We start from the raw sequence: 23341 nt of genomic DNA on the forward strand, positions 1-23341 counted from the left end.
GCGCTGGACCATAGCCGAAGACAACCGCCTCGCCCTGCTATGGGAAGCCTCCCCCGCGCCAGTGCGCCAACTATCGGAAAAACTGGGCCGCAGCCCGCTGGCCATCGTCTCCCGGTTGGTCCACCTGGGGCTGTACGAACACCAGCAAGCGGCGATGCAGGCCGACAACGCCCGCATGCAAACGCTGCAACTGCCGCCGCTCTGGGACGTGCCCGCCCCCGCGGAAAAGCCGCCCACCAGACCCGCCGCGCCGCCCGCAGCCGGCAAGCAAGGCGCGGTCTGGACCGTGACCGACGACCAACAACTGAAAACCCTGTGGCACAGCCCGGCCCAGCCGGACAGCCTGGCCATCGCCAAGCAACTGGGCCGCAGCCGCGGCGCCATCCTCGCCCGCCTGGTGCGCCTGGGCCTGTTCAGCGACCGCGACGCGGCGTATCAGGCGGACCAGGCGCGGCTAACCGGCTAGCCGCCCTCATCCTTTTCTAAATCACCAGTTCAAACGACACCATGGCATTCACCTTCGCAAATATTTTCAAGAATCGTCCCCCACAACAAGCAACTAAACCGGCAGCAGTTCCCGCTCCACAGCCAAGCGCCGCGCCAACGCCGCCGCAAGCCATAACGCCTATCCAACCCGCTAGCCCAATAAGCGTGCAAACTTCCGCGCCTAGCCTGCCGCCAATCACAGCTCAGCCCTCCGCTCCAGCCCAACCCGCCCCCAGCTCAGCGGAAAAAAAGGGCCATGAGGGCGAGAAAGCGCTCAACGCCTGGTTCAAGCAGCACAAGCTGGCCTATGTCGGCATCTGTCAGAACAAAAACAGCTTTGCCACCCTATTCCATGGCACGGCCAAACGGCCGGACTTCCTGCTCCTGCTGCCCTCGCTGGGCATGATCGCCATCGACGCCAAGAACTACACCCCATCGCGCGGCGAACTCACCCTCAGCCTGGAAGAAGAACTCAAAAAAGCGCTCACCTTCGAACGGCTATTCCGCCTGCCGCTGTGGTACGCCTACTGTGATAAGGGAAACATGGGCCAGAACTGGTACTGGATCAGCGCGCTAAAAGCGCTGGAAGTGGGCGAAGTGCGAGATGGCAGTAATGGCCAATTCCTGGCCATCAAGATGGAGCACTTTGAAACCATCGCCAGCCCCAAGGATTTGGCCAAGCTGTATACCCATACTTTGCCAAGTTTGGAGAAAGTGGCGGCGGGGGTTTGATTTGGGAAGTTGATGATGAATATATCGTCAATTTCTATACTTGAATGTTAATCACACAGAGATATATGCGACCAACTTGCATGACTTTGTTATAGCTTGAGACTCATCAGCGTCGGTCTGTTATTAGCATATGTAAGCAGAACAATTTCTGGAGCATAGCAATGTATAAAAAGTATCTTGAAGTTGCATGGATGAATGTTACGGAGTTTGTTCCACTCGACCTTGACAGCTTGTCGGAAAATATCCAAATCACTTCAACACTGGAAGAGTGGCCGGCAGCTGATGATACCAAGCCAAGGACATCCCGTTTCGTCAACTACAAGACCTATAGTCAGGTTGAACGAAGAGGCGATGGGGGCTTTGTCGTGAGAATTACCTATAAGCACGACAATAACCTGCATATCCAGTACGAGGATGCCTTATGGGGTGTTTCCACTATCGTGATTCCGCAAGGCGCTCGTAGCGGTGAAGCCAGTTGGAAAGGGTTTGATACAGAGAAATACGACGGTATGGTCCAGTGGACGTGGCGCGACAAGGAGGAGAAGCAGAGAACTCGCTCCAGCAAAACAGTCGTGGACCGAGATCAGCTCCGGTTCCGTCATGCGTTGCTGAGCCTGGATAAGTGCTGCGGCATCACCGGTGAAACAACGGAACGTGCGCTGGAGGCCGCACACATTGTTCCAGTAGCCGAAGACGGAATGGAGTGGCTGGAAAACGGAATTTTGCTGCGAGCGGATCTACACCGACTATATGACAAGCATCTGTTTACTATTCAGCCGGATGGCAAGGTGAAACTGCAAGGTGAGTTGTCGGATGCCTACATAGAACTGCTAAAGGATAAGAGACTACCCACATCAGTACTGACGCGAGTTAAGGCTGCGTTGAAGGTAGCTAACATGTAGAAGCTCCGACTTGATCCGACAGTCAGACATAGTCAAAATGGAAAACTGTCAGATCAGGTTTTAACCTCTACGCTTTACTCATTTAACAATATAATCAACCTCCAACTACAGCACTAAATTTCCCACCAAAACATGCACCAATCTTCACATAACAGAGGTTAATTTATCTTAACTCGACTGTCTGAGCAACAAACTCGACCAAGCTATTCTCTTCCGGCTCATAAAAAATTCGCTCATAAAGTCGTATAGGCACCTCAATTTTACTCCCCTTATAATTCACCCAACTGCTGCGCTTTTCAGGAGAAGCCGATTCAATACCTTTCTCACTCTCATCCTCAGTTGATTCCTGAAGCCAATTTATAGCCTCTATATTTGAGGCAGAAATAATCCACACATCGCCCTTTGGTTTAAGCACACTTTGTTCCGCGGCAGCACCATCTGCCTTCAAGCCATCATCGTCCCAGCGTAATCTTGAAAACTCCATGTCATCCCTCCCCCAGCCCTTGAAAGGATAAGCTTTATTTTTTTCAAACCAGATTATTTTTTTCTTATCAACAAAATCAGCTGCCTCTTCATTTCGACCCCATTTATCTTCACCATAAAAATTAACTGAAACTGCATAATATGGCTTTAGCGCCAACTCAAGAAATTTATGTTTTTTTTCAAAAAAACCAACACCCCAAGTGCGCAAATTAATTCTTGCATCAACCAAACGAAAATTATAAGAAGAAGAAACCACTCTATTCTTATCAAAACTTTCAACTAAGCCATTTTTCTTTTTTATAAACACTTGTACATCCACAGGCCCAGAGCTATCAAAGCAGAAGCTCTTTGGCCAGGGTTGCTTAGGAATGATTTCAAATGAAACGTCATTGTCTATAGCGCCATAACCCCGCACCATATCAGTGCCCTCTCGGATATGCCACTCAGCCCCTTTTGTTGATATCCATGACACATCTTCATAATGGCATTTAAATTTTTCATTCACCTCATATAATTTTCCATTTACATCAAATTTTACGTTAAACGAGTAGCTTTTAAGAGGAACTACCGGAGGTTGACATGCAGCAATAAAAGGAGTCAACAACAACACAAAAACACTATATCTCATAAAATAACCAAGCAGGTGTTGGTAGAATATCGAAAAATTATCATAAGCCTGTAAAAATAATACACCAAATCACTCTACAACCGAAAGCGACTCATAGCCACCCTATAAGCGTACAGGAAAAATTGCTCGAGAAAACAATACTTTTCAGCGTACTAAAACTACTTAACCTTGGTAGATTGACAGACAATCAGCCCAACGATCCTCCCGCCTCTGTTTAGTCCTTCTTTGTTGCACCTTTAGTAGGCACTCCATCTCCTTCAGGCTCAGAAATAGTAACCGCACCACTGCCACATTCCGCGCTAGGTCTATCTGTTGCATTTCTAGACTCAACGGTATCTTCAGAAGCCCTTTCACCCACCGTGAAGCTCCATGTCGCAGGCGGTACAGGACAGCAGCCTGTGCGCAGCGTACCGATGGTATCCAGCAAATCACCACCACCCAAACCACCAGACCCCAGACAAAAAAAAGCCCTCCGCTTGAGGAGGGCTTTTTTTGTGTGAGGCCGGTACTATCAATGCTGATGCCCGTGCTCGCCATGCACATGCTGGTGAGCGATTTCCTCAGCCGTTGCCGCGCGTACATCCACCACTTTGACGACAAAGCGCAGGGCTTTGCCGCACAGCGGGTGGTTGCCGTCCAACAATACCGTGGGGCCTTTGATCTTGGTGACGAAGTAGTAACGCGGCTCGCCATCCGGGCCGATGCGCTGGATTTGGCCGCCTACCTTCACGCCGGGCGGGAAGTCCGACTTGGGCATGGTGGTGACCAGGGCTTCGTCGCGTTCACCGAAGGTGTCTTCGGTAGCCAATTCCAGCGTGGTTTGAAAACCCGATTCCTGGCCTTCCAGCGCGGCTTCCAGCTTGGCGAACAGGTTGTCGTAATCGCCGTGCAGGTAGGAGACGGGCTTCTTGCCATCGTCGTAAACCAGGCCCTGGCTGTCGGTGACTTTCATGCGCAGGGTAACGGCGGTGTTGGCGGTGATTTTCATGGCAGGCAATAACAAAAAAATGGAAGCGGGAAGGTTCTCAGTTCAGCGAGGGAGTGTCAACTGAATCGTCTCTCGTTTGCCGGCCACTGAGGTGACAGCAGTAGCCTCTTTCATCAGGACGACGAAGGAGCACTGTGGCGAATCTGTCACCGAAGCTTCTATTTCTTCATAAACGGATCAATCCAAGTTGTCTTCAGATAAGAAAATGGGTAACCCCATGTTTACACATAAACTCCGAGTTGTTCTTTATAAATTCCATTTTTTTCTAATTATATCATGTGCAAAGGGTGACGATAATCGATAATGGAAGCTTAAAGCACCACTTCAATTTGTATGCTATACAAACCTGAAAATAATATGACAGCATCCATTAACCACGACTGCACCCAGTCGTAAAAAGTTTACCGTACAGATTATCAGACCGCATAATTTTTGGAGGTGAAAAATGTTTGAAAAAGGTATCAAAATTTCATGGTGGCATCCCACAGAGTACATCAACATCGATTTAGATTCACTTTCTACCGATGTAAAAATCAAGACAACAAACGAATGGTGGCCAGAAAAGAAAAAAATTCTACACTACACCACCAGCAGCGATATTACACAGCATGTTGATGGAGTATTTACACTTACAATTAGATATACTCCAGAAAATAATCCTCACTTACCCAATGAAAATACTTACTGGGGTACATCTACCATTGTCATTGAGCCAGGAGCACAGAGTGGTACTGCTACTTGGGATGGGGCAGATAATCATGACTATGATGGAACGGTAAGGTGGACACGGCTTGATGGTCTTTTCAAGGCAAAGAAGCGTACAACAACAACCAAGATGGAGCGCGAACAGACTCAGTTCCGTGCCGCACTGCTGAGCATAGATAGCTGTTGTGCTATCAGTGGTGAAACCACTGAAGCGACATTAGAAGCTGCACACATCATTGCATCGAAGTATGGCGGTGCAGAGGTGATTGAAAATGGTATTTTGTTACGAGCTGACTTACACCGCCTAATGGACACCAACAAAATTAAAATCCAGCAAGATGGTCATGTAGTCATTATCGACCAACTTTCTGATGATTATCAAAAACTGCTATATGGCAAGAAACTACAACCAACCATACTAAACCGGATTGCCCAGGCCTTGGCTAAAGCCGAGGAGCTAGGTCCGGTTGCTTCCACCGAGTAGGGAGTTCTCTGTTAATTAGCTTTGAATGGCCATTTAGACCACAGGCAACCTGTCTTAGTATCCGCCACTGAGGGGTAGCCCCATCCCCAACAGCCAGCCCCGAAGGGGCTGGCTGCCCTCCCCAGCTTAACTCCTCTTCTTCTTCCGCCCCAGCCTCCGCGGCAAGGCTTCCAACTCGTCCAGGCTGAGATGGAGGCGGTTCACCGCCTCCACATGCCTCGGCAGGTCCACCTGTTCCACCCCCAGGTTCAACAGCAGCTCCAGATAGTTGAAGAAGCTCTTGCACATGCGGCGGCGGTGGCCGCGTTGGCTGAAATCCATATCGCTGGCGATGCGGAACAACAGGCCGCGCGCGGAGTGCTGGCGGTTGAGTTTCAGCATCTGCGCCAGATGGGCGGCGTACTGATGGCCCAAGGCGCGGGCTTCACATTCATCCTTGGCGTCGGCCGGCTGCCAGTAATGCGGATAGGTGCGGCCTTTGATGCGGCGGATGAAGGGCAGACTGAGGTCTTTGGCGTGGGGGCCGGCAAAGCGGTAGCGCGAGCGCGGCCCTAGCGGCGGGAGTGGAGAGGCGTCCTGATGGACGTCTTGGGTTTCCGTAGCGGACGAAGTGAGTTCGATGCCTAGCACCGGATGGACAAGCTTTACCATTTGCAACCTCCTGAGCAGAAGGGCCCAGCCGCAAGGCGGCAGGGCGGGCACATGACAAGAGTTAGCCTACCGGTGAGTTCTTACGAAAGCCGGCGCGCCCGCGAGGGCGCCACTTGCCATGGCCCGCCCGAATAGGCAAAGCAATGGCAGCAGATACGCTGTGGAAACAGCGCATCCGCAGTAAGAACTCATAAGCGGGAGGCTAATCCCGAGCGCCGCGATTGCTGCGGCGCGGGGGCTATTGTTGAGGAGGAGCGGGAGGGCGTCAAGCCGGCGGGGTCCGGCAAGGGGAGTTGCAGCCATCATCTTGTGTGGCGCAGCGGGGTTCCGCGTGGGTATCGCCAGACTGTCTCTGCGTGGCCGCCAGGGTGATTCGATGTGTTTCCGGTGGGTATCGCCTGCGGCTCCACCCACCCTACCAATGCGAGCGGCTGCACGTAGGGTGGGAGGAGCGCAGCGATACCCACCAGCCGCCAGTCCCGGCGGGAACAAGCCATTACGCAGCAGAACGTAAGCGGTTCTAAGAGCCTGTTTACGATCTCGCGAGCAAGGGCGAGACAAGGCGAAAACGAGCGAAAAAGCGGAATGTACTTGTGTGGCGCAGAGGGGTTCCGCGTGGGTATCGCTACGCTCCACCCACCCTACCAATGCGAGCGGCTGCACGTAGGGTGGGAGGAGCGTAGCGATACCCACCAGCCGCCAGTCCCGGCGGGAACAAGCCATTAGCGCAGCAAAACGTAAACCGGTTCTTAAGAGAGAGGCACCGCATCCGCCGCCGACCCCGCCTGCGCATTAACTAGGGTGATGATGAAGTCCCGCATCCAGCGATGGCCGGGGTGCTGCTGGGTGCGGTCATGCCAGGCCATGCCCACTTCAAAGCTTTCGGTGGGTAGCGGAAACTCCACTTGTTTTAGCGCGTCGCCGCGGTCTTGCACCAGGCGCTGCGGCACCAGCGCGACAAAGTCGGACTGCGCCACCATTTCCGGCACAAACAGGAAGGACGCGGCGGACAAGGCCACGTTGCGGCGCAGGCCCAGCGCCGCCAGCGTGCGGTCCACGGGGGTGAAGAAGCCGTTGCCGTCCAAGGAGACGATGACGTGGTCCAGCGCCGCGTACTCTTCCACGCTCAGCCCTTCCTTCAGGGCGGGGTGGTCGCGGCGGCCAATCAGCACATAGTGTTCGTCAAACAGCCGGCAGCTGTTCAGTTTGGACGGGGCGGCCGGCGGGGTGAGCAGCGCCAGGTCCAGATCGCCCTGCTCCAGTTGCGCTTCCAGCCGGTGCGGGTCCAGCGTGCGCACCGCCACCCGCACGCCGGGCGCGCTTTTGTGCAGTTCCCGCGCCAGCGGGATCAGCAGCGCGGCTTGCAGGTAATCGGTGCAGGCGATAGCCACGGTGAGGTCCGCGCTGGCCGGTTCAAAGTCCTGGTGTCCGGCCACGGTGGCGCGCACTTCGTTCAGCGCCTTGCGCAAGGGCTCGAACATTTCCAGCGCCTTGGCCGTGGGGTACATGCCGCGGTGGACGGTCACCAGCAGCGGATCGTCAAACAATTCGCGCAGGCGGTTCAATTGCGCGCTCACCGCCGGCTGGCTCAAGCTCAGCCGCGCGGCCGCGCGCGTCACGTTCTGTTCCACCAGCAAGGCTTCTAGCGTTACCAGCAGATTGAGGTCGAGTCGTTTGGTATCCATCTGATGAATAGTAAGCAATAAAAACCGTGATTTCACGGATTGTTGACCACGCGTCAGACTGACGGCTTTCCCCCTTTAAACGCTTGGAGGCCGCATGAACCGACACGCCCTGATCATCCACGCCCACCCGGACCCGGCATCGCTGACCGCCCAATTCGCCGCGCTGGCGCGGCCGAACAGCGCAAGCGGCTTGCAGCGGACTTGGTGATCATGCTGCTTCCGCTGTGGTGGTGCGGCCTGCCCGCCTTGCATAAAGGTTGGATTGACCGAGTCTACGCTTAAAACCTGTTTACGATCAGCTACGCGTCGGCGATACGGCGTTGAAAACGTCTTCAGAATGCTCATGTACAACATATATTCCGCTTCTTCAGCCGCAACGCCTTGTCTCGCCCTTGCTCGCGAGACTTTGAACAGGTTCTGACGGCGCATATCGCCGGCTAACATCGGTTATAAACGCCAGCCCAGCCGCATGCCTTCATAGATGGCTTCTTCCGCGGTGCGCGGCGCCAGGCAATCGCCTATCGCGTGCAGCTCGGCGCCACAGCCGCTCAGTTCTTCCCATAAACCATCCTCGGCCTGGTGGCCCTGACACAGCACCAGGCAGTCCACGTCGCTTTCCACCATCGCTTCCTCGCTGGCGGTGTGTTGCAGGTACACGCTGTCGTCGTCGTGACCGTACAGCCGCGCGTACGGGGTTACCGCCACGCCGGCGCGCTGCAGTTGGCCGGCCAGGTGGTCTCGCACATACATTTGCAGCGCTTCGCCGGCATGGGTGCCGTTGACCACCAGCCTCACCTGGTGGCCGGCGGCGGCCAGCCGCAGCGCGATGCCGGGGCCGATCCAGTCGCAGCGCCAGTCCGCCACCAACACCTTGCCGCCCCGCACCGCTTCGCCGCGCAGCACTTGCCAGGCGTCCAGCACTGGCATGGCGCCGCCGCCTTCCAGCGCCGGCCAGCGCGGCCGCGCGCCGGTGGCCACCACTACCGCGTCCGGGGCCAGCCGCCGCACCAGTTCGCGGTCCACCCTGACGTTGCGCCTCACTTCCACGCCGGCCAGTTGCAGTTCCCGTTCCAGATTGGTGATCAGGCCGCCAAATTCCGCGCGGCCGGGCAGCAGTTGCGCCAGCAGAGCCTGGCCGCCCAGTTGCGGGCCGGCTTCGTACAGGCTGACCTGATGGCCGCGCTGCGCCGCGATCACCGCCGCCTTCATGCCCGCCGGACCGCCGCCGGCCACCAGCACTCGCCGCGGCGCGGCAGCCGGCCGCTGTTCGCCGTATTCCAGTTCACGGCCGCTTTGCGGGTGTTGGATGCAGGAGATGGACAGGCCGCGGTGGAAGCGGCCGATGCAGGCTTGATTGCAGCCTATGCAGGCGCGGATGTCGTCATGCCGGCCCTGTTCGGCCTTGGCCGGCAGTTCCGGATCGCAGATCAGCGCGCGGGTCATGCCGCAGCCGTCGGCCTGTCCCTCGGCCAATAGTTGTTCTGCTTCCTGCGGCTGGTTGATGCGCCCGGCCAAGAGCACCGGGATGCTCAGCGCACGCTTGAAGCGCGCCGCTTGCGCCGCCAGGTAGGCGGCCGGCAACGCCATCGGCGGCGCGATGTGGATGGCCGCGCCCAGGGTGGCGGAGCTGCCGGCCACCAGGCTGACGTAGTCCAGTTCGCTCTCCAGCGCCCGCGTCGCCGCCAGCGCCAGCTCGGCGTCCATGCCCTCGCCTTCTTCCTCGCCGGCGGAGATGCGCAGGCCCACCACGAAGCCCGGCCCGCCGCCGGCGCGGGCGGCGGCCACCGCTTCGCGCAGGAAGCGCAGCCGGCCGGCGTCGTCGCCGCCGTAGCCGTCTTGGCGGCGGTTGACTTGGGGGTTGAGAAATTGCGCCGGCAAATAACCGTGGCTGGCGACGATCTCGGCGCCGTCCACGCCGGCGGCGCGCAGCCGCCTTGCGGCCGCGCCGTAGCCGGCGATGATGTCGTCTATCATTTCGCGGCTCAGCGCGCGCGGCTGCACGTGAAAGCGCTCGCTGGGCGTCGCCGACGGCGCGTAGGCCACGCTCAGCAGGCCGTCGGCGCTTTCCATGATTTCGCGGCCGGGGTGGAACAGCTGGGCAAACAGCTTGCAGCCTTCGGCGTGCACGGCCTCGGCCAGTTGACGGTAGCCGGGCACGCAGCTGTCGTCGGTGGCCATCAGGGCGTGCGAGGTGTAGCGCGCGGTTTCGTGAACGCCGGAGACTTGCAGCACGATCAGGCCGACGCCGCCGCGCGCCCGCGCCCGGTGGTAGGCCACCAGCGCCGGGCTGACCCGCCCATCCTCCGGCAGCACGGTGTCGTGGCCGGTGGACATGATACGATTCTTCAGCAGCGCCGGGCCGATGCGCAGCGGGGTGAACAGCAAGGGGAACAAGGTGCTCATCGCGTGGACCTTTGATCGGGTTGGCGGACGCCATCGCAGTGGCGCTTTGATTTTGCTTAAATTAAAATTTATTGCAAATTTTTTTAATAAAATTCAAGCATGAACCGCGGCCAAGCGCCGTCGCACAGGATTTCATCGTGAGCAAAAACGCAACATCCGCCGCCGAGGCCCCGCTGCAGCTGGGCGCCCGCATCCGCCAACTGCGCAAGCGCCAGGGTTTGACGCTGAGCCGGCTCGCCGAAACCAGCGGCCTGTCCGTGGGCCACATCAGCCTGATAGAACGCGAGCTGGCCCAGCCGTCCATCAACGCGCTGGTCAATATCGCGCGCAGCCTGGGGGTGACGGTGCAATGGTTTTTCAACGACTCCGCCGAGCAGGCCGAGGACGAGAAGGACTACATCGTGCGCCGCGAACAGCGGCCGCGGCTGGACTACCAGAGCGGCTTCGTCGACCACTTGCTGACGCCCCGGAACCAGCGCCAGCTGGAGATGATCCATTGCCTGATCCCGCCCGGCGCCAGCTGCGACGAGGGTTACAGCCACAACGGCGAGGAAGCCGGCTTTGTGCTCAAGGGTTCGCTGGAGTTGTTTGTGGGCGAGCGCCAGTTTCATCTGGAACAGGGCGACAGTTTCGCCTATTCCAGCAGCGAGCCGCACCGCTACCGCAATCCGGGCAGCGGCGAGACCATTGTGATATGGGTGATTACTCCGCCCAGCTTCTGAGAACCAGGCCAAAGTCTGCTGCGCTTCAGCGATACGGCGTTGAAACCATCTTCAGAATGCTCATGTACCATTTGTACATTCCGCTTCCTCAGCCGTTTTCGCCTTGTCTCGCTCTTGCTCGCGAGATCGTAAGCACACTCTGAGAAGAAGCTATTCAATGTCTGCTGCGCTTCGTGAAGCGTTGCACGGCGAGTACCGCGTCGAAATGCTCACGCACCAGCAAAGCCGCTCCCTCAGCGGCTTTCGTCTTTTCCCGCGCTGGCTTGCGCAGCGCCCGACCCGCTCAAAGCCTGCCGATGCCGCAACAGTTTTTTAATAAAAGCAAAATAAATTTTACAGTTTTTTGATCGCTTCCTAGACTGTCCCGGCCGGCGCGGATAAGCCGGCCACGCAGCATCAGAGGAGACCGATCATGAAATTGACGCATCTGAGCATCGCCGCCAGCCTGCTGGCCGGCGGCGTCGCCTCCGCCAGCGAACTGGTGGTGGTGTCCTACGGCGGCGAGAACCAGGCGGCGCAATCGCGCGCCTATTACGCGCCCTATCAACGCCAAAGCGGCGTGCGCATCGTCGCGGACGCCTGGAACGGCGAGTTCGCCAAGATCAAGGCGATGGCGGCCACCGGCCGCGCGCGCTGGGACGCGGTGGAGGTGGACGCCGCGGCGCAGGGGCGCGGCTGTGAGGAGGGCCTGCTGGAGAGGCTGGATTACAAGCGGATAGGTGACAAGGCGGACTTTGTGCCCGGCGCGGCCCAGCCCTGCGCCATCGGCATGTTCCTGGCTTCCATGGTGCTGGCTTACAACGAGGACAAGCTGAAAACCGCGCCGCAAAACTGGCGCGATTTCTGGGATGTGAAGCGCTTCCCCGGCAAGCGGGCTTTGCGCCGCGGCGCGGCCTACACGCTGGAGATCGCGCTGCTGGCGGACGGCGTGCCGCCGGCCCAGGTCTACAAGACCTTGGCCACGCCGGCCGGGGTGGACCGCGCCTTTCGCAAGCTGGATCTGCTCAAACCTTATATCCAATGGTGGGAGAGCGGCGCGCAGCCGCCGCAGTACTTGTTGTCCGGCGACGTGGTGATGAGTTCTTCCTACAACGGCCGCATCAGCCTGGCGCGGCGCGAGGGCCGCAAGCTGAAGATGGTGTGGCTCAACAACATCAGCGAGTTCAGCTACTGGGCGATTCCCAAGGGCTCGCCCAACAAGGACGAGGCGCTGAAGTTCATCGCCTTCGCCAGCCGGCCGGAACAGCAAAAGCTGTATTCGGAGCAGATGCCTTACGGCCCCAGCAATCGCAAGGCGCTTAGCCTGCTGCCGGCCGCGGTCCAGGCCGACTTGCCCAGCCACCCGGCCAATATGGCCGGCTCTCTGGCGATGGACGCCGCGTTCTGGACCGATAACGGCGAGGCGCTGGAGCAGCGCTTCGCCAGTTGGGCGGCCAAGCGGCCGTAAACAGCGGCGGACGATCCACCGCGCATTTCGCCAGTTCCCAGCAAGGCCCGCCGCCGCGACGGCGGGCCGTCAGGCTAGGCTCAGACCAGCCCCCACAGAGTGAAGGCCACGTCCGGCGTCCAGCCGGGGTTGGACCGGTGCGCCTGCAAGCAGCGGTAATGCAGGCCCTGATAGCTGACGCCGTCGTCCACTTGGTAGTCGTGCTCGTTCAGCCACTCGGGGAATTCCGGCTCCGGGTCACCGCCGGTGGTGCTGGCGCTCACGCTGTTGCTGGGGCCGGAGGCCTGGCCCGCGGCGTCCAGCGCGGTGACAAAGTAACGGTAGGCGGTGCCGGGCCGCAGGCCGCTATCCAGATAGTTGAGCGCGCTGGTCTCCCCAGCCGGCTGGCCGTCGCGGTTCAGCTGGTAATGCGTCACCGGCTGCTCGCCGCCTTGCGAGGCTTCCCAGCTCAGGCTGATGGCAGTGTCGCTGCGGCTGTCCACTTTGAGGTTTTGCGGCGCGCCGGGACGGCCGCCTTCGTCGCCGCCGTGGATCAGTTCGGCGTAGTCGCGGACAAAACCCCAGTCATAGGGCCGGCCTTCGGCGTTATGCCCGGCGTCCCAGTTGACGGACCAGGTCATCAAACCGCGGATGGGGTTGCCGTCGGCGGCCAAGCGGCTGAAGGCGCGGTACACCGCGCCGGGGTCCGCCACGAAGCCGGTGGCGGCGGCGTCGTTGTTGGCCGGCAAGCCGATGGCGAACTTGTCCGCCGGAATGCGCAGGAAGCCGCGGGTGCCGTTGACCAGGCTATCCGTCAGGTAGTAAAGGAAATCTTCCTTTTGTTCCTGGTTGTCCTGGGACAGCCAGGCGTTCAGTTCGTCCACCCAGACGCCGTCGCCGCCCTGGTTGTAGTACTGCGGGGCGATGAAGTCGTAGTAACCGTCCAGCGCGGCAAGATACGGCGCGTATTTGTCGCCCACTTTCAGATAGGGGAATTCCGGCGCCATGCTGATGATGAAATGCCGGCCCTGGGCGGCGTAATGGTCTTTGACCCGCTTGAGCGCGGCGGGGATCACCGCGCTGTTGTCGGCGGCGGCGATGGCGCTTTGCTCCAGGTCGATGTCCAGGCCGTCAAAGCCGTAGGTTTCCACCAGGCGGATGATTTCGTCGGCCAGCGCTTGCTCTTGCCCGGCATGCAGTTCGATGTGGGCGTCCGCGCCGCCCAGCGAGATCAACACCGCCCGCCCCTGGCGATTGAGCTCGCCCACTTGTTCGCGGAAGGCTTGATCGCTCAGATTGTAGGGTTTGAAGGTGGGGATGCCGGCGCCCTTCATGAAGGCCACCGCCAGGATGTTGTAGTCGGCCGGCGCTTCCGCCAGCGGCAGGTCCGCGGATTGGCCGCCCTGATAGCCGTTGCCCGGCTCCGACGGCCAGTTGTGCCAGAAGCCCATCAAAAAGTTGCCTTCAATCTCCGGCATCAATGCGGCGTCGTCGCTCAGCGCGCGCTGTTCCGGCTTGGCGAATTGGTTCATCTGCCCTTCCTTTCATGGTGGCGACGGCGGCGGCCCAGGCCGCCGCGCGTTGCCAGAAGCGCCTTGATTAGCTGAAGTCGAAGTCGATCACTTGATAGAAGGCGTTGCCGGTGTCCGCCACTTCCCACACCGCCAGCACCACGTGGTAGCCCTGGCGTTCCGGCAGCCTGACATTGTGGATGGTGGGGTCCGGCGGCATCAGTTCGGCGCCGTGGGACCAGTACGGCTGGGCGGTCAGTTCCACTTTGTAGAAGGGCTCGGATTCGAACTGGGCGCGGCTCAGCGGCTGGTTGGGATTCCAGCCGGGCTTGGTGATGAAGTAGTTCCAGCGCCGGGTCAGATGGACGGCGTGGTAGCTCCAGTGGAATTCCTGAGTCTGGCCGGGTTTGACCGGGTGCTTGTGCCAACGCTCGGCGCTCTGCTCGTCCAGCACCGCGGCGAAGGCCTGGCCTGCGCTGGCGATCTTGCCGTCCGCCGGCGGGGCCACATTGGCCACGTCGTCCGGCGCCAGCGGGTCGCGCAGGCCGCCCGCGCCGGCGGGGAAGAATTTGCCTCCTTCCAGGCCGTTGACCTGCCAGCTTTGCAGCGAGCATTGGGCGTTGACGCCGTCCACGCAGAACTGGCCGCGCGATTCCGGCTTGAACACTTGGCCATGGCGCGGCTGTTGGCCAGGCCTGGATTCGACATTGGTGTAGCTCATCAGGATACCCCCGGGTTGATGTCAGGACGGCGGCGGCCGGCGCAAGCCGGACCGCCCGCCGCCCACATCTTATTATCCCGATGGAATGCGCAATGCTGTCCTTTCAGCTGGACACCAATTTCAGTTCATGGTCTAGCGGCCTGGCCAGACGCCACAGCGCCTGATCCAGCCTCGCGTTGTCGCCGCGGGGCTTTGGCAACGCCGGCGCCGGTTCCGCCGCCGCTAGTGCTTGTTCAATAAAGGCGTGGATCCGCGGGCGGCGCGGTCCGCGCATGGACTCGCCGCAGGCTATCTTCACCGCCAACAGGCGGTTGATCTCAACAGCCAGTTCGGCGTCGTCCACAACGCCGGCAGCCAGTTGGGCGAAGCGCGTCGGCGGCATGCCGCGCCCGGCATCCAGCCAGCGCACCGCCAGCAAAGCCCTCAGCACGTACAGGTATTTTTTCAAGCACACGCTGTCGTCCTGCAAATGGGCGTTGAAGTTCTTGCGCGCCATCGCCAGGTAGTGCCAGCGGCACTTGAGGTCCGAACGGAAGTCCGGCGCCAGCCCGCGCAGCAGGCGCAGAGCCTGCGGGTCCGCCCGGTACACCAGCGGCGATTGCAACCATTCGCACAGCGTGGGGTTGGAGCCTTGCAGCAAACGCAGCGCTTTGCGCAGCTCCCAGCCGCTGATGTCCAGCTCATCGTTGATCGGCAGTTCGATCACGTCGCGCTGCGGCATCACGCGCAGATACCATTCCGGCTCGTGCACGTAGATGAAGCGCACGTCGTAGTCGCTGTCGGGCGATGGAAAGCCCCAGGCGCGGCTGCCGGATTCGCAGGCGTAGAGCACCCGCACCCGATGCCGCCGTTCCAGCGCGTCCAGTTCACGCCCCACCCGCTCGCGCATCGCGTCTTCCAGCGGGTGTTGAAATAAAAATTCTCGCATTGTCTCTGTCTCCAGGCCGCCGCAGAGCCTCCAGCTCTGTCGGCGCCTTTCTTTAGCGCGGCTAACATGGTTCGTTTCACGCCTGAGGCAAATCGGCACAACGCCGCTTCAGGGGTTTGTTAGCCGCTACTAGAACCTATTTCCGATCCGCTTCGCGTAGAGAGACCTCACACGGCGAATGCCGCCGCGAAATGCTCTTGCACCGTACGCGTCTTCGGGCGCAACGCCTGGTTTCGCCCTTGCTCGCAAGATCGCAAACACGCTCTTTGAACCTGTTCAATGTCCGCCGCGCGCCAGCCAAACGGCTAGCAAAGGGCGTTAAAAAACGCGCGCGCCGGACCGGGAACGGGCCTTCACCCTTTCACGCACACCACCTGGCGCAAGGTATGCACCACTTCCACCAGGCTGGACTGCGCCGCCATCACCGCGTCGATGTCTTTGTAAGCCATTGGGATTTCGTCGATCACGTCGGCGTCCTTGCGGCATTCCACATGGGCGGTGGCGCGCCGCTGGTCTTCCAGATCGAAACGGCGCTTGGCTTCGGTGCGGCTCATCGCGCGGCCGGCCCCGTGGCTACAGGAGCAGAAGGCTTCCTCATTGCCCAGGCCGCGCACAATAAAGCTCTTGGCGCCCATGGAGCCGGGAATGATGCCCAGTTGCCCCTTGTGGGCGGCCACCGCGCCCTTGCGCGTCACCAGCACGTCTCGGCCGAAGTGGGTCTCGCGCTGCACGTAGTTGTGGTGGCAGTTCACCGCCTCCACTTCGGCGTCGAAGGACTTGGCGATCACGCCGCGCGCGGCGTCCACCACGTGGCGCATCATCAGTTGGCGGTTTTGACGCGCATAGTCCTGAGCCCAACCCACGGCTTCCACGTAGTCGTTGAAATGAGGGCTGCCCTCTTCGAAGTAGGCCAGTTCGCGGTGCGGCAAGTTGGCGATGTGCCGGCGCATATCCGCCTGGGCCAGTTCAATGAACAGGTTGCCGATGGCGTTGCCCACACCGCGCGAACCGGAGTGCAGCATGAACCAGACCCGGTCCGCCTCGTCCAGACACACTTCGACGAAGTGATTGCCGGTGCCCAGCGTGCCCAGGTGGAGGTGGTTATTGGTTTTCGCCAGCTTGGGATATTTGGTCGCGATGACGTCGAAGCCCGGCAGCAGCCGCGTCCAGACGGCGTCCACGCCGGCCGGCGGCCGTTGCCAGGCGCCCTTGTCGCGCCCGGAGCGGGGGGAGCTGCGGCCGTGCGGCACCGCGGCTTCGATGGCGCCTCGCAAGCCGCCCAGTTGGTCCGGCAAATCCGCGGCGCTCAGCGTGGTGCGCGCCGCCATCATGCCGCAGCCGATGTCCACGCCCACCGCCGCCGGAATGACGGCGCCCACGGTGGGGATCACGCTGCCGATGGTGGAGCCCTTGCCCAGGTGCACGTCCGGCATCACCGCCAGGTGCCGGAAGATAAAAGGCAGCTGCGCGGTTTGCAGCAGTTGCTCGCGCGCGGCGTCCTCCACCGGGACGCCTTGCGTCCACATCTTGATGGGCGCGCCGTTGGGCGCTTGCAGGGTTTGGTAGGGATTCACGGTCATATTCTTGTCTTTCTTTGTGCATATCTGTTTTTGGCGCGCTGCCGGCGCGCTTCGCCCCAAGGCGCGGACAGGCTTGCGTCTCCGCACCCATTTCGCTTATTGCCAGAATCGTGCCAGCTTGATGACAACTCGAAATAAAACCAACAAGCCATTGATTAAACAATAACAAACCTTCCACAAGGGAACGAGCCGCTGTATTTCGCAAAAACACAGGCAAGTCTTTTTTGATAAAATAATCTATTCAATTATCCAAATAGATAAGATATGCGCGAGAGAGTGGCGATTGGTTTCCTGGGCACTGTGCTGGACCGGCGCGGCCACGGCGCCGAGCGCTGGAAAAAATGGCGGCCCTCGGTGGGCATTTGCGCCCAACCCGACATGCCGCTGCGGCGGCTGGAATTGCTGCACGACAACCATCATTCGCGGCTGGCTCAGTTGACGGCTCAGGATATCGCCGCGGTGTCTCCGGGCACCGAGGTGCGGCTGCATCCGGTCAATCTGCAAGACCCGTGGGATTTCGAGGAGATGTACGCGGCCTTGCACGACTTCGCCGCGCGCTACGCCTTCGACACCGAACGCGAGGACTACCTGGTCCACATCACTACCGGCACCCACGTGGCGCAGATTTGCTGGTTTCTGCTCACCGAATCCCGCCATCTGCCGGCGCGGCTGCTGCAAAGCTCGCCGGCACGCCAGGGCCAGCGCCTGGCCGGCGAGGTCAGCCTCATCGACCTGGATCTGTCGCGCTACGATCAGATCGCGCAACGTTTCCGCCAGGAGAGCGACGACACCGTGTCCTTTCTCAAGTCCGGCATCGCCACCCGCAACACGCGCTTCAACCGCATGATCGAGCAGATCGAGCGAGTGGCGGTGCGCTCCGACGCCCCCATCCTGCTCAGCGGCCCCACCGGCGCGGGCAAGAGCCAGCTGGCGCGCCGGCTCTACCAGTTGAAAAAGACGCGCCATCGGCTGGACGGCCGCTTTGTCGAGGTCAATTGCGCCACCCTGCGCGGCGATAGCGCGATGTCGGCCCTGTTCGGCCATGTGAAGGGGGCGTTCACCGGCGCGCACGGCGAGCGCGCCGGCCTGTTGCGCAGCGCGGACGGCGGCATGTTGTTTCTGGACGAGATAGGCGAACTGGGCCTGGACGAACAGGCGATGCTGCTCAAGGCCATCGAGGAGAAACGCTTCTTCCCTTTTGGCGGCGATTGCGAGGTGCACAGCAATTTCCAATTGATCTGCGGCACGGTGCGGGACTTGCGCCAATGGGTGCGCGCCGGCCGTTTCCGCGAGGATTTGTACGCGCGCATCAATCTATGGAGCTTCGACTTGCCCGGCCTGGCCGAACGCCGCGAGGACATCGAACCCAATCTGGAGTTTGAACTGGCGCGCCACGCCGAGCAGCACGGCCTGCGCGCCCGCTTCAACGCCGAGGCGCGCCGCGCCTACCTCGCCTTCGCCGCGTCTCCGCAAGCGCGCTGGCAAGGCAATTTCCGCGAGCTGTCCGCCTCGGTCACGCGAATGGCCACGCTGGCCGACGCCGGCCGCATCGACGAGGAAGGCGTCAGCGAGGAGATCGCGCGGCTGCGTCACGGCTGGCAAGAGCCAGCGCCGGACGAAGCCTTGGCGGCGTTGGACCCGGAGCGTCTGACGCAGCTGGACCTGTTCGACCGCACGCAATTGGAGGGCGTGCTGCGCGTCTGCCGCGACGCCGCCTCGCTGTCCGAGGCCGGCCGCCGGCTGTTCGCCGCCTCGCGTCAGCTCAAGGCCCAGCCCAACGACGCGGACCGGCTGCGCAAATATCTGGCGCGCTTCGGCCTGGATTGGGAGCAGGTGCGCCGCAGTGATTTAGGCTGAACGGCCTATTGCCCGGGCGCGGCCGGCGGCGTAGCATCCATAAGGTGTAAATTATATATATCTTAAAAGGCGACCACCATGTCGGACCCGCTCTCAGCCGAACAGCAACAAGAAGTGGACTTGGCGCGCAGCTTGCTGCGCCAGGTCATAGACCCGGAAATCGGCGTCAACATCATCGACCTGGGCCTGGTCTATCGCATTGACCCGCAAGCGGAGCAATTATTGATCGAGATGACCATGACCTCGCCCGCCTGCCCCATGGGCGAAATGATCATGGACGAAGTGGAATTCGCGCTCACCCACGGCCTGCCGCCGCAGCGCCGCATTCATGTCAATCTGGTTTGGGAGCCGGCCTGGTCGCCGGAAAGAATGAGCGAGGACAGCCGCCGCCATTTCGGCTGGCAGGCATGAGCGCCCGGCTGCCCTGGCTGGGCCTGGCCGCGCTGTCCCTGCTCTGCGGCGCGCTGGCCGGCCTGGCGCGCCTGGGCTGGGCCGTCCCGGCCGCCACCGCGGCGCTGGCCGGCTGGCACGGCGCGTTGATGATAGGCGCCTTCTTCGGCGGGGTAATCAGCCTGGAACGGGCGGTGGCCTTGAATCGCCGCTGGGCCTTGCTGGCGCCGGCGGCCGCGGGCCTGTCCGGCCTGAGCCTGATCGCCGGCCTGCCGCCGCCGGCGGCGCAGTGGCTGCAGACGCTGGCCTCCGTCGTCTTGCTGGCCGGCGGCGTCCAGGTGCTGCGGCGTCAGCCCGCCGCCTTCACCCTGACCCTGGCCGCCGCGGCGCTGTGCTGGCTGATCGGCAGCCTGGCCTGGCTGCTGGGCGGCGATTTGCAAGCGGCCATCCCCTGGTGGCTGGCCTTCCTGATTTTGACCATTGCCGGTGAACGGCTGGAGCTGACCCGCTTGCTGCCGCTTGCGCCCTCGGCCCGGCGCGGCTTCGCGCTGGCGGCCCTGGCGCTGTGCGGCGGCGCGGCGCTGTCCCTGTGGCGGCCGGACGCCGGTCTGCGGCTGTACGCGGCGGCCTTGTTGGCGCTGGCCGTCTGGTTGCTGCGCCACGACATCGCCCGGCGCAATGCGCGCCAGCGCGGGCTGACCCGCTACATCGCCGTCGCCCTGCTCTGCGGCTACGGCTGGCTGGCGGTGACCGGCGCCTTGGGCCTGGCCGGCGCGCTACTGCCCGGCCACCCCTGGCGCGACGCGGCTTTGCACGCGGCCGGCCTGGGCTTTGTGTTTTCTATGGTGTTCGGCCATGCGCCCATCATCATTCCCGCGCTGACGCGGCTGAAGCTGCCTTACCGCCCGCTGTTCTACGCGCCCTTGGCGGCTCTGCACCTGTCCTTGCTGCTGCGACTTTACGGCATGCTGGACGGCGCTTTCGCCTGGCGACGCGCGGCCGGCCTGCTCAATGCGCTGACCCTACTGTTTTTCGTCATCCTGCTGCTAAGCAGCCTGCGGCGCGGCCGCGCCCCGGCGGATAGACCCCGGAAAGAAACCACATCATGAAGCGACACCCCGCCTTGCAAGAATTGTCCCGCGAACACCACCACGCCTTGAAAATGGCGCGCCAGGCCCGGCTGGCCGCCGAATCCGGCGACCCGGAACGGCAAGCGCAACTGGCCGCCGCGCTGCGCGCCTGGAGCGCCGACGCGCTGGAACGGCATTTCGCGGAAGAAGAAACTACGCTGTTGCCGCGGCTGGCGCAGACCGAGCACGCGGCGCTGGCCGCGCGCGCGCTGGACGAACACCGCCGCCTGCGCGAGCTGATCGCGGAATTGGCCACGCCGCAAGCGGCCGCGCTAACGCGCTTCGCCCAGTTGATGGAAGCCCACGTGCGCTTTGAGGAGCGCGAGCTGTTCGAACGTTTTCAGGCTGGCCTGCCCGCTGCCGACGGCGCGGCGCTCAGTCCCTAGGCAAATCCAGCGCCATCTGCCGGCGCAGCCACTCCAGCACCGCCCGCCGGCGCGCGTCGCCGTCGAACGGCCTCGACGACAACAGCACATAGCCGGAACCGTCCTCGCAAAAGCCGGCCGGCGCCGTCAACTGGCCCAGCCTCAGCGCATCCGCCGCCATATAGAGCGAGGCGATGGCCAGGCCCATGCCCGCTTCGGCCGCCTGCAAGCTGAGGTAAAAATGTTCGAAACGCCCAGCTTCTCCCGCAGCTTCCACGCCCTTCGCCGCCAGCCAGCGGCTCCAGGCCTCCGGCCGGCTGTCCGCGTGCAGCAGGGGCAAGGCGCGCCAGTCTCCGCCCGCGGCCAGCAGCCGCGCCGGCGCGCACACCGGCCCCATCCGCTCCCGCGCCACTTCGGCCACGTAATCGCCCAGGCCCCAGCCGCTGTCGTCGCGGCGCAGCGCCAGGTCGATTCTCTGTGAGGAAAAATCGACTTTCCCACCGGCGGCGGATAGCAGCAACTCAATGTCGGGATGTTCGGCCTGGAAAGCCGGCAAACGCGGAATCAACCAGCGCATCGCAATGGTGGGCTCGCAGGACAGCCGCAGCGGCGCGTCCGCCTGTCGTTGCGCGCGGGCCGCGCCCTGCTCCAGCACGCGCAAAGCCTCGGCGCAGCTTTGGCGAAAGCTCTCGCCGGCCGCGGTCAGAAACACCGCCCGGTTGCGTCGTTCGAACAGGGCCACGCCCAGCCCCTCCTCCAATTGCTTGACCTGACGGCTGACCGCGCCGTGGGTCACACACAACTCGGCGGCGGCTTTGACGAAGCTGCCGTGGCGGGCGGCGGCTTCAAAGGCGCGGACGGCGGTCAAGGCGGGAATGCGATAGCTCATCTGTGATTTTTTCTCACGCAATGCAAGGACAATAAATCGATTTTCCCCGCGCGCCAAGCCCGCGACAATCGCGGCGTCCTCTTCTGAAAGCCTTGTCGCGATGAATGAACTCCTGACCGTAGCCCTGCTTACCTTGCTCGCCGTGATCAGCCCCGGCGCCGACTTCGCCGTCATCACCCGCAACAGCCTGCAATACGGGCGCGGCCACGGGCTGCTGGGCGCCTTCGGCATTGCCTTGGGCGTGCAATTCCATGTGCTGTGCGCGCTGCTGGGCGTCAGCCTGCTGCTCAGCCGCACGCCCTGGCTGCTGGCCGGATTCAAGCTGCTGGGCGCCGCCTACTTGCTCTACATCGGCTACCGCACCTTCGTCCAGCCGCCGCTGGCCGCCGGCCCCGCGGATAGGGGCGGCCAGCAGAGCGCCTGGGCCGCGCTGCGCGCCGGCCTGCTGTGCAATGCGCTGAATCCCAAGACTTCGCTGTTCGTGCTCAGCCTGTTCAGCCAGGCGGTGAACGCGGACACGCCGCTGTCGCTGCGCGCGGGCTACGGCCTGTTCATCTCCGCCGCGCATCTGGCCTGGTTCGCGCTGGTGGCTTTGCTGTTCACTCAGCCGCGGCTGCACGCCGGCATGCTGCGCCGCCAACGCGGCTTGAACCGGATCATAGGTTGCGCCTTGATCGGCCTGGGCGCCGCGCTGGCGCTGCGCTGAAACCGCCCATTTGTCATCAAGCAAGCCCTTTTGTCTGGCAAACTGCCATGCTGTGAACCATCACGCATAACGGACAAAAAATGGTCATACCGGGGACTCTCATCCGCCCACTGCTGGCGGCGCTTGGCGCATGCTGGGCGCTGTCGGCCGCGGCGGCCGACATCAAGGCCTATACCGAGGACCTGCCGCCGCTCAGCTATGTGGAAAACGGCCGGGTCAAGGGCTATGCCGCCGAGGCTTTGCGCCTGGTCGCGGCAGAGGCCGGGCTCAGCCTGGAAATTGACGTTCAGCCCTGGCTGCGCGCTTACGCCACGGTGCGGAAGACGCCGAACGCGCTGTTGTTCGCCATGGTGCGCACGCCGGAGCGGGAAACGCAGTTCCAATGGGTGGGGCCGATAGGCCCGCGCCGCGTCTTCCTGTACCGGCTGTCCGCCCGCCGCGACATCCGCCTGGCCGGCGCGGCCGACGCGCGGCGCTATCGGGTAGGCGCGTTGGCCGGCTCCGCCGCCTTCAACCGGCTGGCGGCGCTGGACCCGCGGCGCGAAGGACTGGACGCCGGCCAAGACGACGCGGCCAACCTGAACAAGCTGCTGCTGGACCGCGTCGATCTGGTGGCGATGCTGGACTGGGCGATGCGCTGGCATCTGGACAAGCTGAAGTTGCCGCCGCGCACGGCCGCGCCGGCTTATTTGCTGGACGGCGGGGGGCAATACTGGTTCGCGCTCAATCCGGACACGCCCCCGCAGCGCGTCCTGCGTTTGCAGAAGGCCTTGAACCGCGTCGCCGCGGACGGCCGGCTGCGGCGGCTGCGCCGGAGCTATCTGGGCGATTAAGAACCTGTATACGATCTTGCGAGCTAAGGCGAGACAAGGCGAAAACGGCTGAGAAAGCGGAATGGTCAAGTGGTACATGAGCATTTCGAAGCTGTACTCACCGTGTAACGCTCCACGCGCGCAGCAGATCGTAAAC

Annotated in this window: 24 protein-coding genes; 14 read left to right on the top strand and 10 right to left on the bottom strand. The window is 61.8% G+C overall.

Annotated elements, in window-relative coordinates:
- From HA052_RS15110 to HA052_RS15120, 3 genes are all read left to right on the top strand, one after another.
- On the top strand, positions 1 to 466 hold a 466-nt coding region (locus tag HA052_RS15110; protein WP_166452514.1), incomplete at its 5' end, for a hypothetical protein.
- Between the two features lie 185 nt (positions 467 to 651).
- A complete protein-coding gene (locus HA052_RS15115; protein WP_206118920.1) occupies positions 652 to 1218 on the top strand; it encodes a hypothetical protein in 567 nt (188 codons plus the stop codon).
- A gap of 161 nt (positions 1219 to 1379) precedes the next feature.
- The gene (locus tag HA052_RS15120; RefSeq protein ID WP_166452515.1) at positions 1380 to 2120 is read left to right on the top strand and encodes an HNH endonuclease signature motif containing protein; all 741 of its coding nucleotides are present in this window, start codon (positions 1380 to 1382) and stop codon (positions 2118 to 2120) included.
- Positions 2121 to 2283: 163 nt separating this feature from the next.
- Here HA052_RS15120 and HA052_RS15125 read toward each other — a convergent pair whose 3' ends face one another.
- Entirely contained in the window at positions 2284 to 3231 is a 948-nt protein-coding gene (locus HA052_RS15125) for a hypothetical protein (RefSeq protein ID WP_166452516.1), read from the bottom strand.
- A gap of 511 nt (positions 3232 to 3742) precedes the next feature.
- Positions 3743 to 4219, bottom strand: a complete 477-nt coding sequence (locus tag HA052_RS15130; protein ID WP_048410490.1) for an FKBP-type peptidyl-prolyl cis-trans isomerase — start codon at positions 4217 to 4219, stop codon at positions 3743 to 3745.
- 445 nt (positions 4220 to 4664) lie between these two features.
- Between HA052_RS15130 and HA052_RS15135 the strand changes: the two genes are divergently transcribed.
- Positions 4665 to 5408 carry an HNH endonuclease signature motif containing protein gene (locus tag HA052_RS15135; RefSeq protein ID WP_166452517.1) on the top strand — a complete coding sequence of 248 codons (744 nt, stop codon included), beginning with the start codon at positions 4665 to 4667 and terminating at the stop codon, positions 5406 to 5408.
- Between the two features lie 126 nt (positions 5409 to 5534).
- Here the strand turns inward: HA052_RS15135 and HA052_RS15140 are convergent, their stop codons facing one another.
- Both HA052_RS15140 and HA052_RS15145 read right to left on the bottom strand, forming a co-directional pair.
- On the bottom strand, positions 5535 to 6059 hold the full coding sequence (locus HA052_RS15140; protein WP_166452518.1) for a hypothetical protein: 525 nt from the start codon (positions 6057 to 6059) through the stop codon (positions 5535 to 5537).
- Between the two features lie 749 nt (positions 6060 to 6808).
- On the bottom strand, positions 6809 to 7744 hold the full coding sequence (locus HA052_RS15145; protein WP_043593777.1) for a LysR family transcriptional regulator: 936 nt from the start codon (positions 7742 to 7744) through the stop codon (positions 6809 to 6811).
- Between the two features lie 210 nt (positions 7745 to 7954).
- Here HA052_RS15145 and HA052_RS28250 point away from each other — a divergent pair, with 210 nt between their 5' ends.
- A complete protein-coding gene (locus HA052_RS28250; RefSeq protein WP_081576008.1) occupies positions 7955 to 8026 on the top strand; it encodes an NAD(P)H-dependent oxidoreductase in 72 nt (23 codons plus the stop codon).
- Positions 8027 to 8191: 165 nt separating this feature from the next.
- On the opposite strand, the gene HA052_RS15155 is transcribed toward HA052_RS28250, so the two are convergent.
- Positions 8192 to 10147 (bottom strand): oxidoreductase, encoded by a 1956-nt coding sequence (locus tag HA052_RS15155; RefSeq protein ID WP_166452520.1) that lies wholly within the window; start codon positions 10145 to 10147, stop codon positions 8192 to 8194.
- A 137-nt stretch (positions 10148 to 10284) separates the two neighbouring features.
- Between HA052_RS15155 and HA052_RS15160 the strand changes: the two genes are divergently transcribed.
- The 3 genes from HA052_RS15160 to HA052_RS15170 all read left to right on the top strand — a co-directional run bounded on the left by HA052_RS15160 (position 10285) and on the right by HA052_RS15170 (position 12316).
- On the top strand, positions 10285 to 10869 hold the full coding sequence (locus HA052_RS15160) for a cupin domain-containing protein (protein ID WP_081576009.1): 585 nt from the start codon (positions 10285 to 10287) through the stop codon (positions 10867 to 10869).
- A gap of 157 nt (positions 10870 to 11026) precedes the next feature.
- Positions 11027 to 11185: a hypothetical protein gene (locus HA052_RS15165; RefSeq protein WP_166452521.1), complete on the top strand. Its 159-nt coding sequence runs from the start codon at positions 11027 to 11029 to the stop codon at positions 11183 to 11185.
- A gap of 96 nt (positions 11186 to 11281) precedes the next feature.
- Entirely contained in the window at positions 11282 to 12316 is a 1035-nt protein-coding gene (locus tag HA052_RS15170; RefSeq protein WP_166452522.1) for an ABC transporter substrate-binding protein, read from the top strand.
- An 80-nt stretch (positions 12317 to 12396) separates the two neighbouring features.
- Here HA052_RS15170 and HA052_RS27975 read toward each other — a convergent pair whose 3' ends face one another.
- The 4 genes from HA052_RS27975 to HA052_RS15190 all read right to left on the bottom strand — a co-directional run bounded on the left by HA052_RS27975 (position 12397) and on the right by HA052_RS15190 (position 17035).
- Positions 12397 to 13827, bottom strand: coding sequence for a carbohydrate-binding protein (locus tag HA052_RS27975; protein ID WP_166452523.1), 1431 nt, complete (start codon positions 13825 to 13827; stop codon positions 12397 to 12399).
- 67 nt (positions 13828 to 13894) lie between these two features.
- The gene (locus HA052_RS15180; RefSeq protein WP_081547901.1) at positions 13895 to 14527 is read right to left on the bottom strand and encodes a lytic polysaccharide monooxygenase auxiliary activity family 9 protein; all 633 of its coding nucleotides are present in this window, start codon (positions 14525 to 14527) and stop codon (positions 13895 to 13897) included.
- 103 nt (positions 14528 to 14630) lie between these two features.
- The gene (locus HA052_RS15185) at positions 14631 to 15455 is read right to left on the bottom strand and encodes a nucleotidyltransferase domain-containing protein (RefSeq protein WP_166452524.1); all 825 of its coding nucleotides are present in this window, start codon (positions 15453 to 15455) and stop codon (positions 14631 to 14633) included.
- A 353-nt stretch (positions 15456 to 15808) separates the two neighbouring features.
- Entirely contained in the window at positions 15809 to 17035 is a 1227-nt protein-coding gene (locus tag HA052_RS15190; protein WP_166452525.1) for an RtcB family protein, read from the bottom strand.
- Positions 17036 to 17299: 264 nt separating this feature from the next.
- Between HA052_RS15190 and rtcR the strand changes: the two genes are divergently transcribed.
- The 4 genes from rtcR (at position 17300) to HA052_RS15210 (ending at position 20798) form a co-directional block, all read left to right on the top strand.
- A complete protein-coding gene (rtcR, locus tag HA052_RS15195) occupies positions 17300 to 18892 on the top strand; it encodes an RNA repair transcriptional activator RtcR (RefSeq protein ID WP_166452526.1) in 1593 nt (530 codons plus the stop codon).
- A gap of 78 nt (positions 18893 to 18970) precedes the next feature.
- Complete coding sequence (locus HA052_RS15200; RefSeq protein ID WP_166452527.1) at positions 18971 to 19303, top strand: metal-sulfur cluster assembly factor; 333 nt, start codon at positions 18971 to 18973, stop codon at positions 19301 to 19303.
- A complete protein-coding gene (locus tag HA052_RS15205) occupies positions 19300 to 20391 on the top strand; it encodes a DUF8744 domain-containing protein (protein WP_166452528.1) in 1092 nt (363 codons plus the stop codon). Before HA052_RS15200 ends, HA052_RS15205 begins: the two co-directional genes overlap by 4 nt.
- Complete coding sequence (locus HA052_RS15210; RefSeq protein WP_166452529.1) at positions 20388 to 20798, top strand: hemerythrin domain-containing protein; 411 nt, start codon at positions 20388 to 20390, stop codon at positions 20796 to 20798. The genes HA052_RS15205 and HA052_RS15210 overlap by 4 nt, the downstream gene beginning before the upstream one ends.
- Here the strand turns inward: HA052_RS15210 and HA052_RS15215 are convergent.
- Positions 20788 to 21666 (bottom strand): LysR substrate-binding domain-containing protein, encoded by an 879-nt coding sequence (locus HA052_RS15215; protein WP_166452530.1) that lies wholly within the window; start codon positions 21664 to 21666, stop codon positions 20788 to 20790. The two genes, HA052_RS15210 and HA052_RS15215, sit on opposite strands and share 11 nt — an antisense overlap.
- Before the next feature lie 100 nt (positions 21667 to 21766).
- Between HA052_RS15215 and HA052_RS15220 the strand changes: the two genes are divergently transcribed.
- Both HA052_RS15220 and HA052_RS15225 read left to right on the top strand, forming a co-directional pair.
- Positions 21767 to 22372 carry a LysE family transporter gene (locus HA052_RS15220; protein ID WP_166452531.1) on the top strand — a complete coding sequence of 202 codons (606 nt, stop codon included), beginning with the start codon at positions 21767 to 21769 and terminating at the stop codon, positions 22370 to 22372.
- A gap of 80 nt (positions 22373 to 22452) precedes the next feature.
- Positions 22453 to 23205, top strand: coding sequence for a substrate-binding periplasmic protein (locus HA052_RS15225; RefSeq protein ID WP_166452532.1), 753 nt, complete (start codon positions 22453 to 22455; stop codon positions 23203 to 23205).
- Positions 23206 to 23341 lie beyond the last annotated feature (136 nt).

This window comes from Chromobacterium fluminis (assembly GCF_011602385.1).
GTDB lineage: Bacteria > Pseudomonadota > Gammaproteobacteria > Burkholderiales > Chromobacteriaceae > Chromobacterium > Chromobacterium fluminis.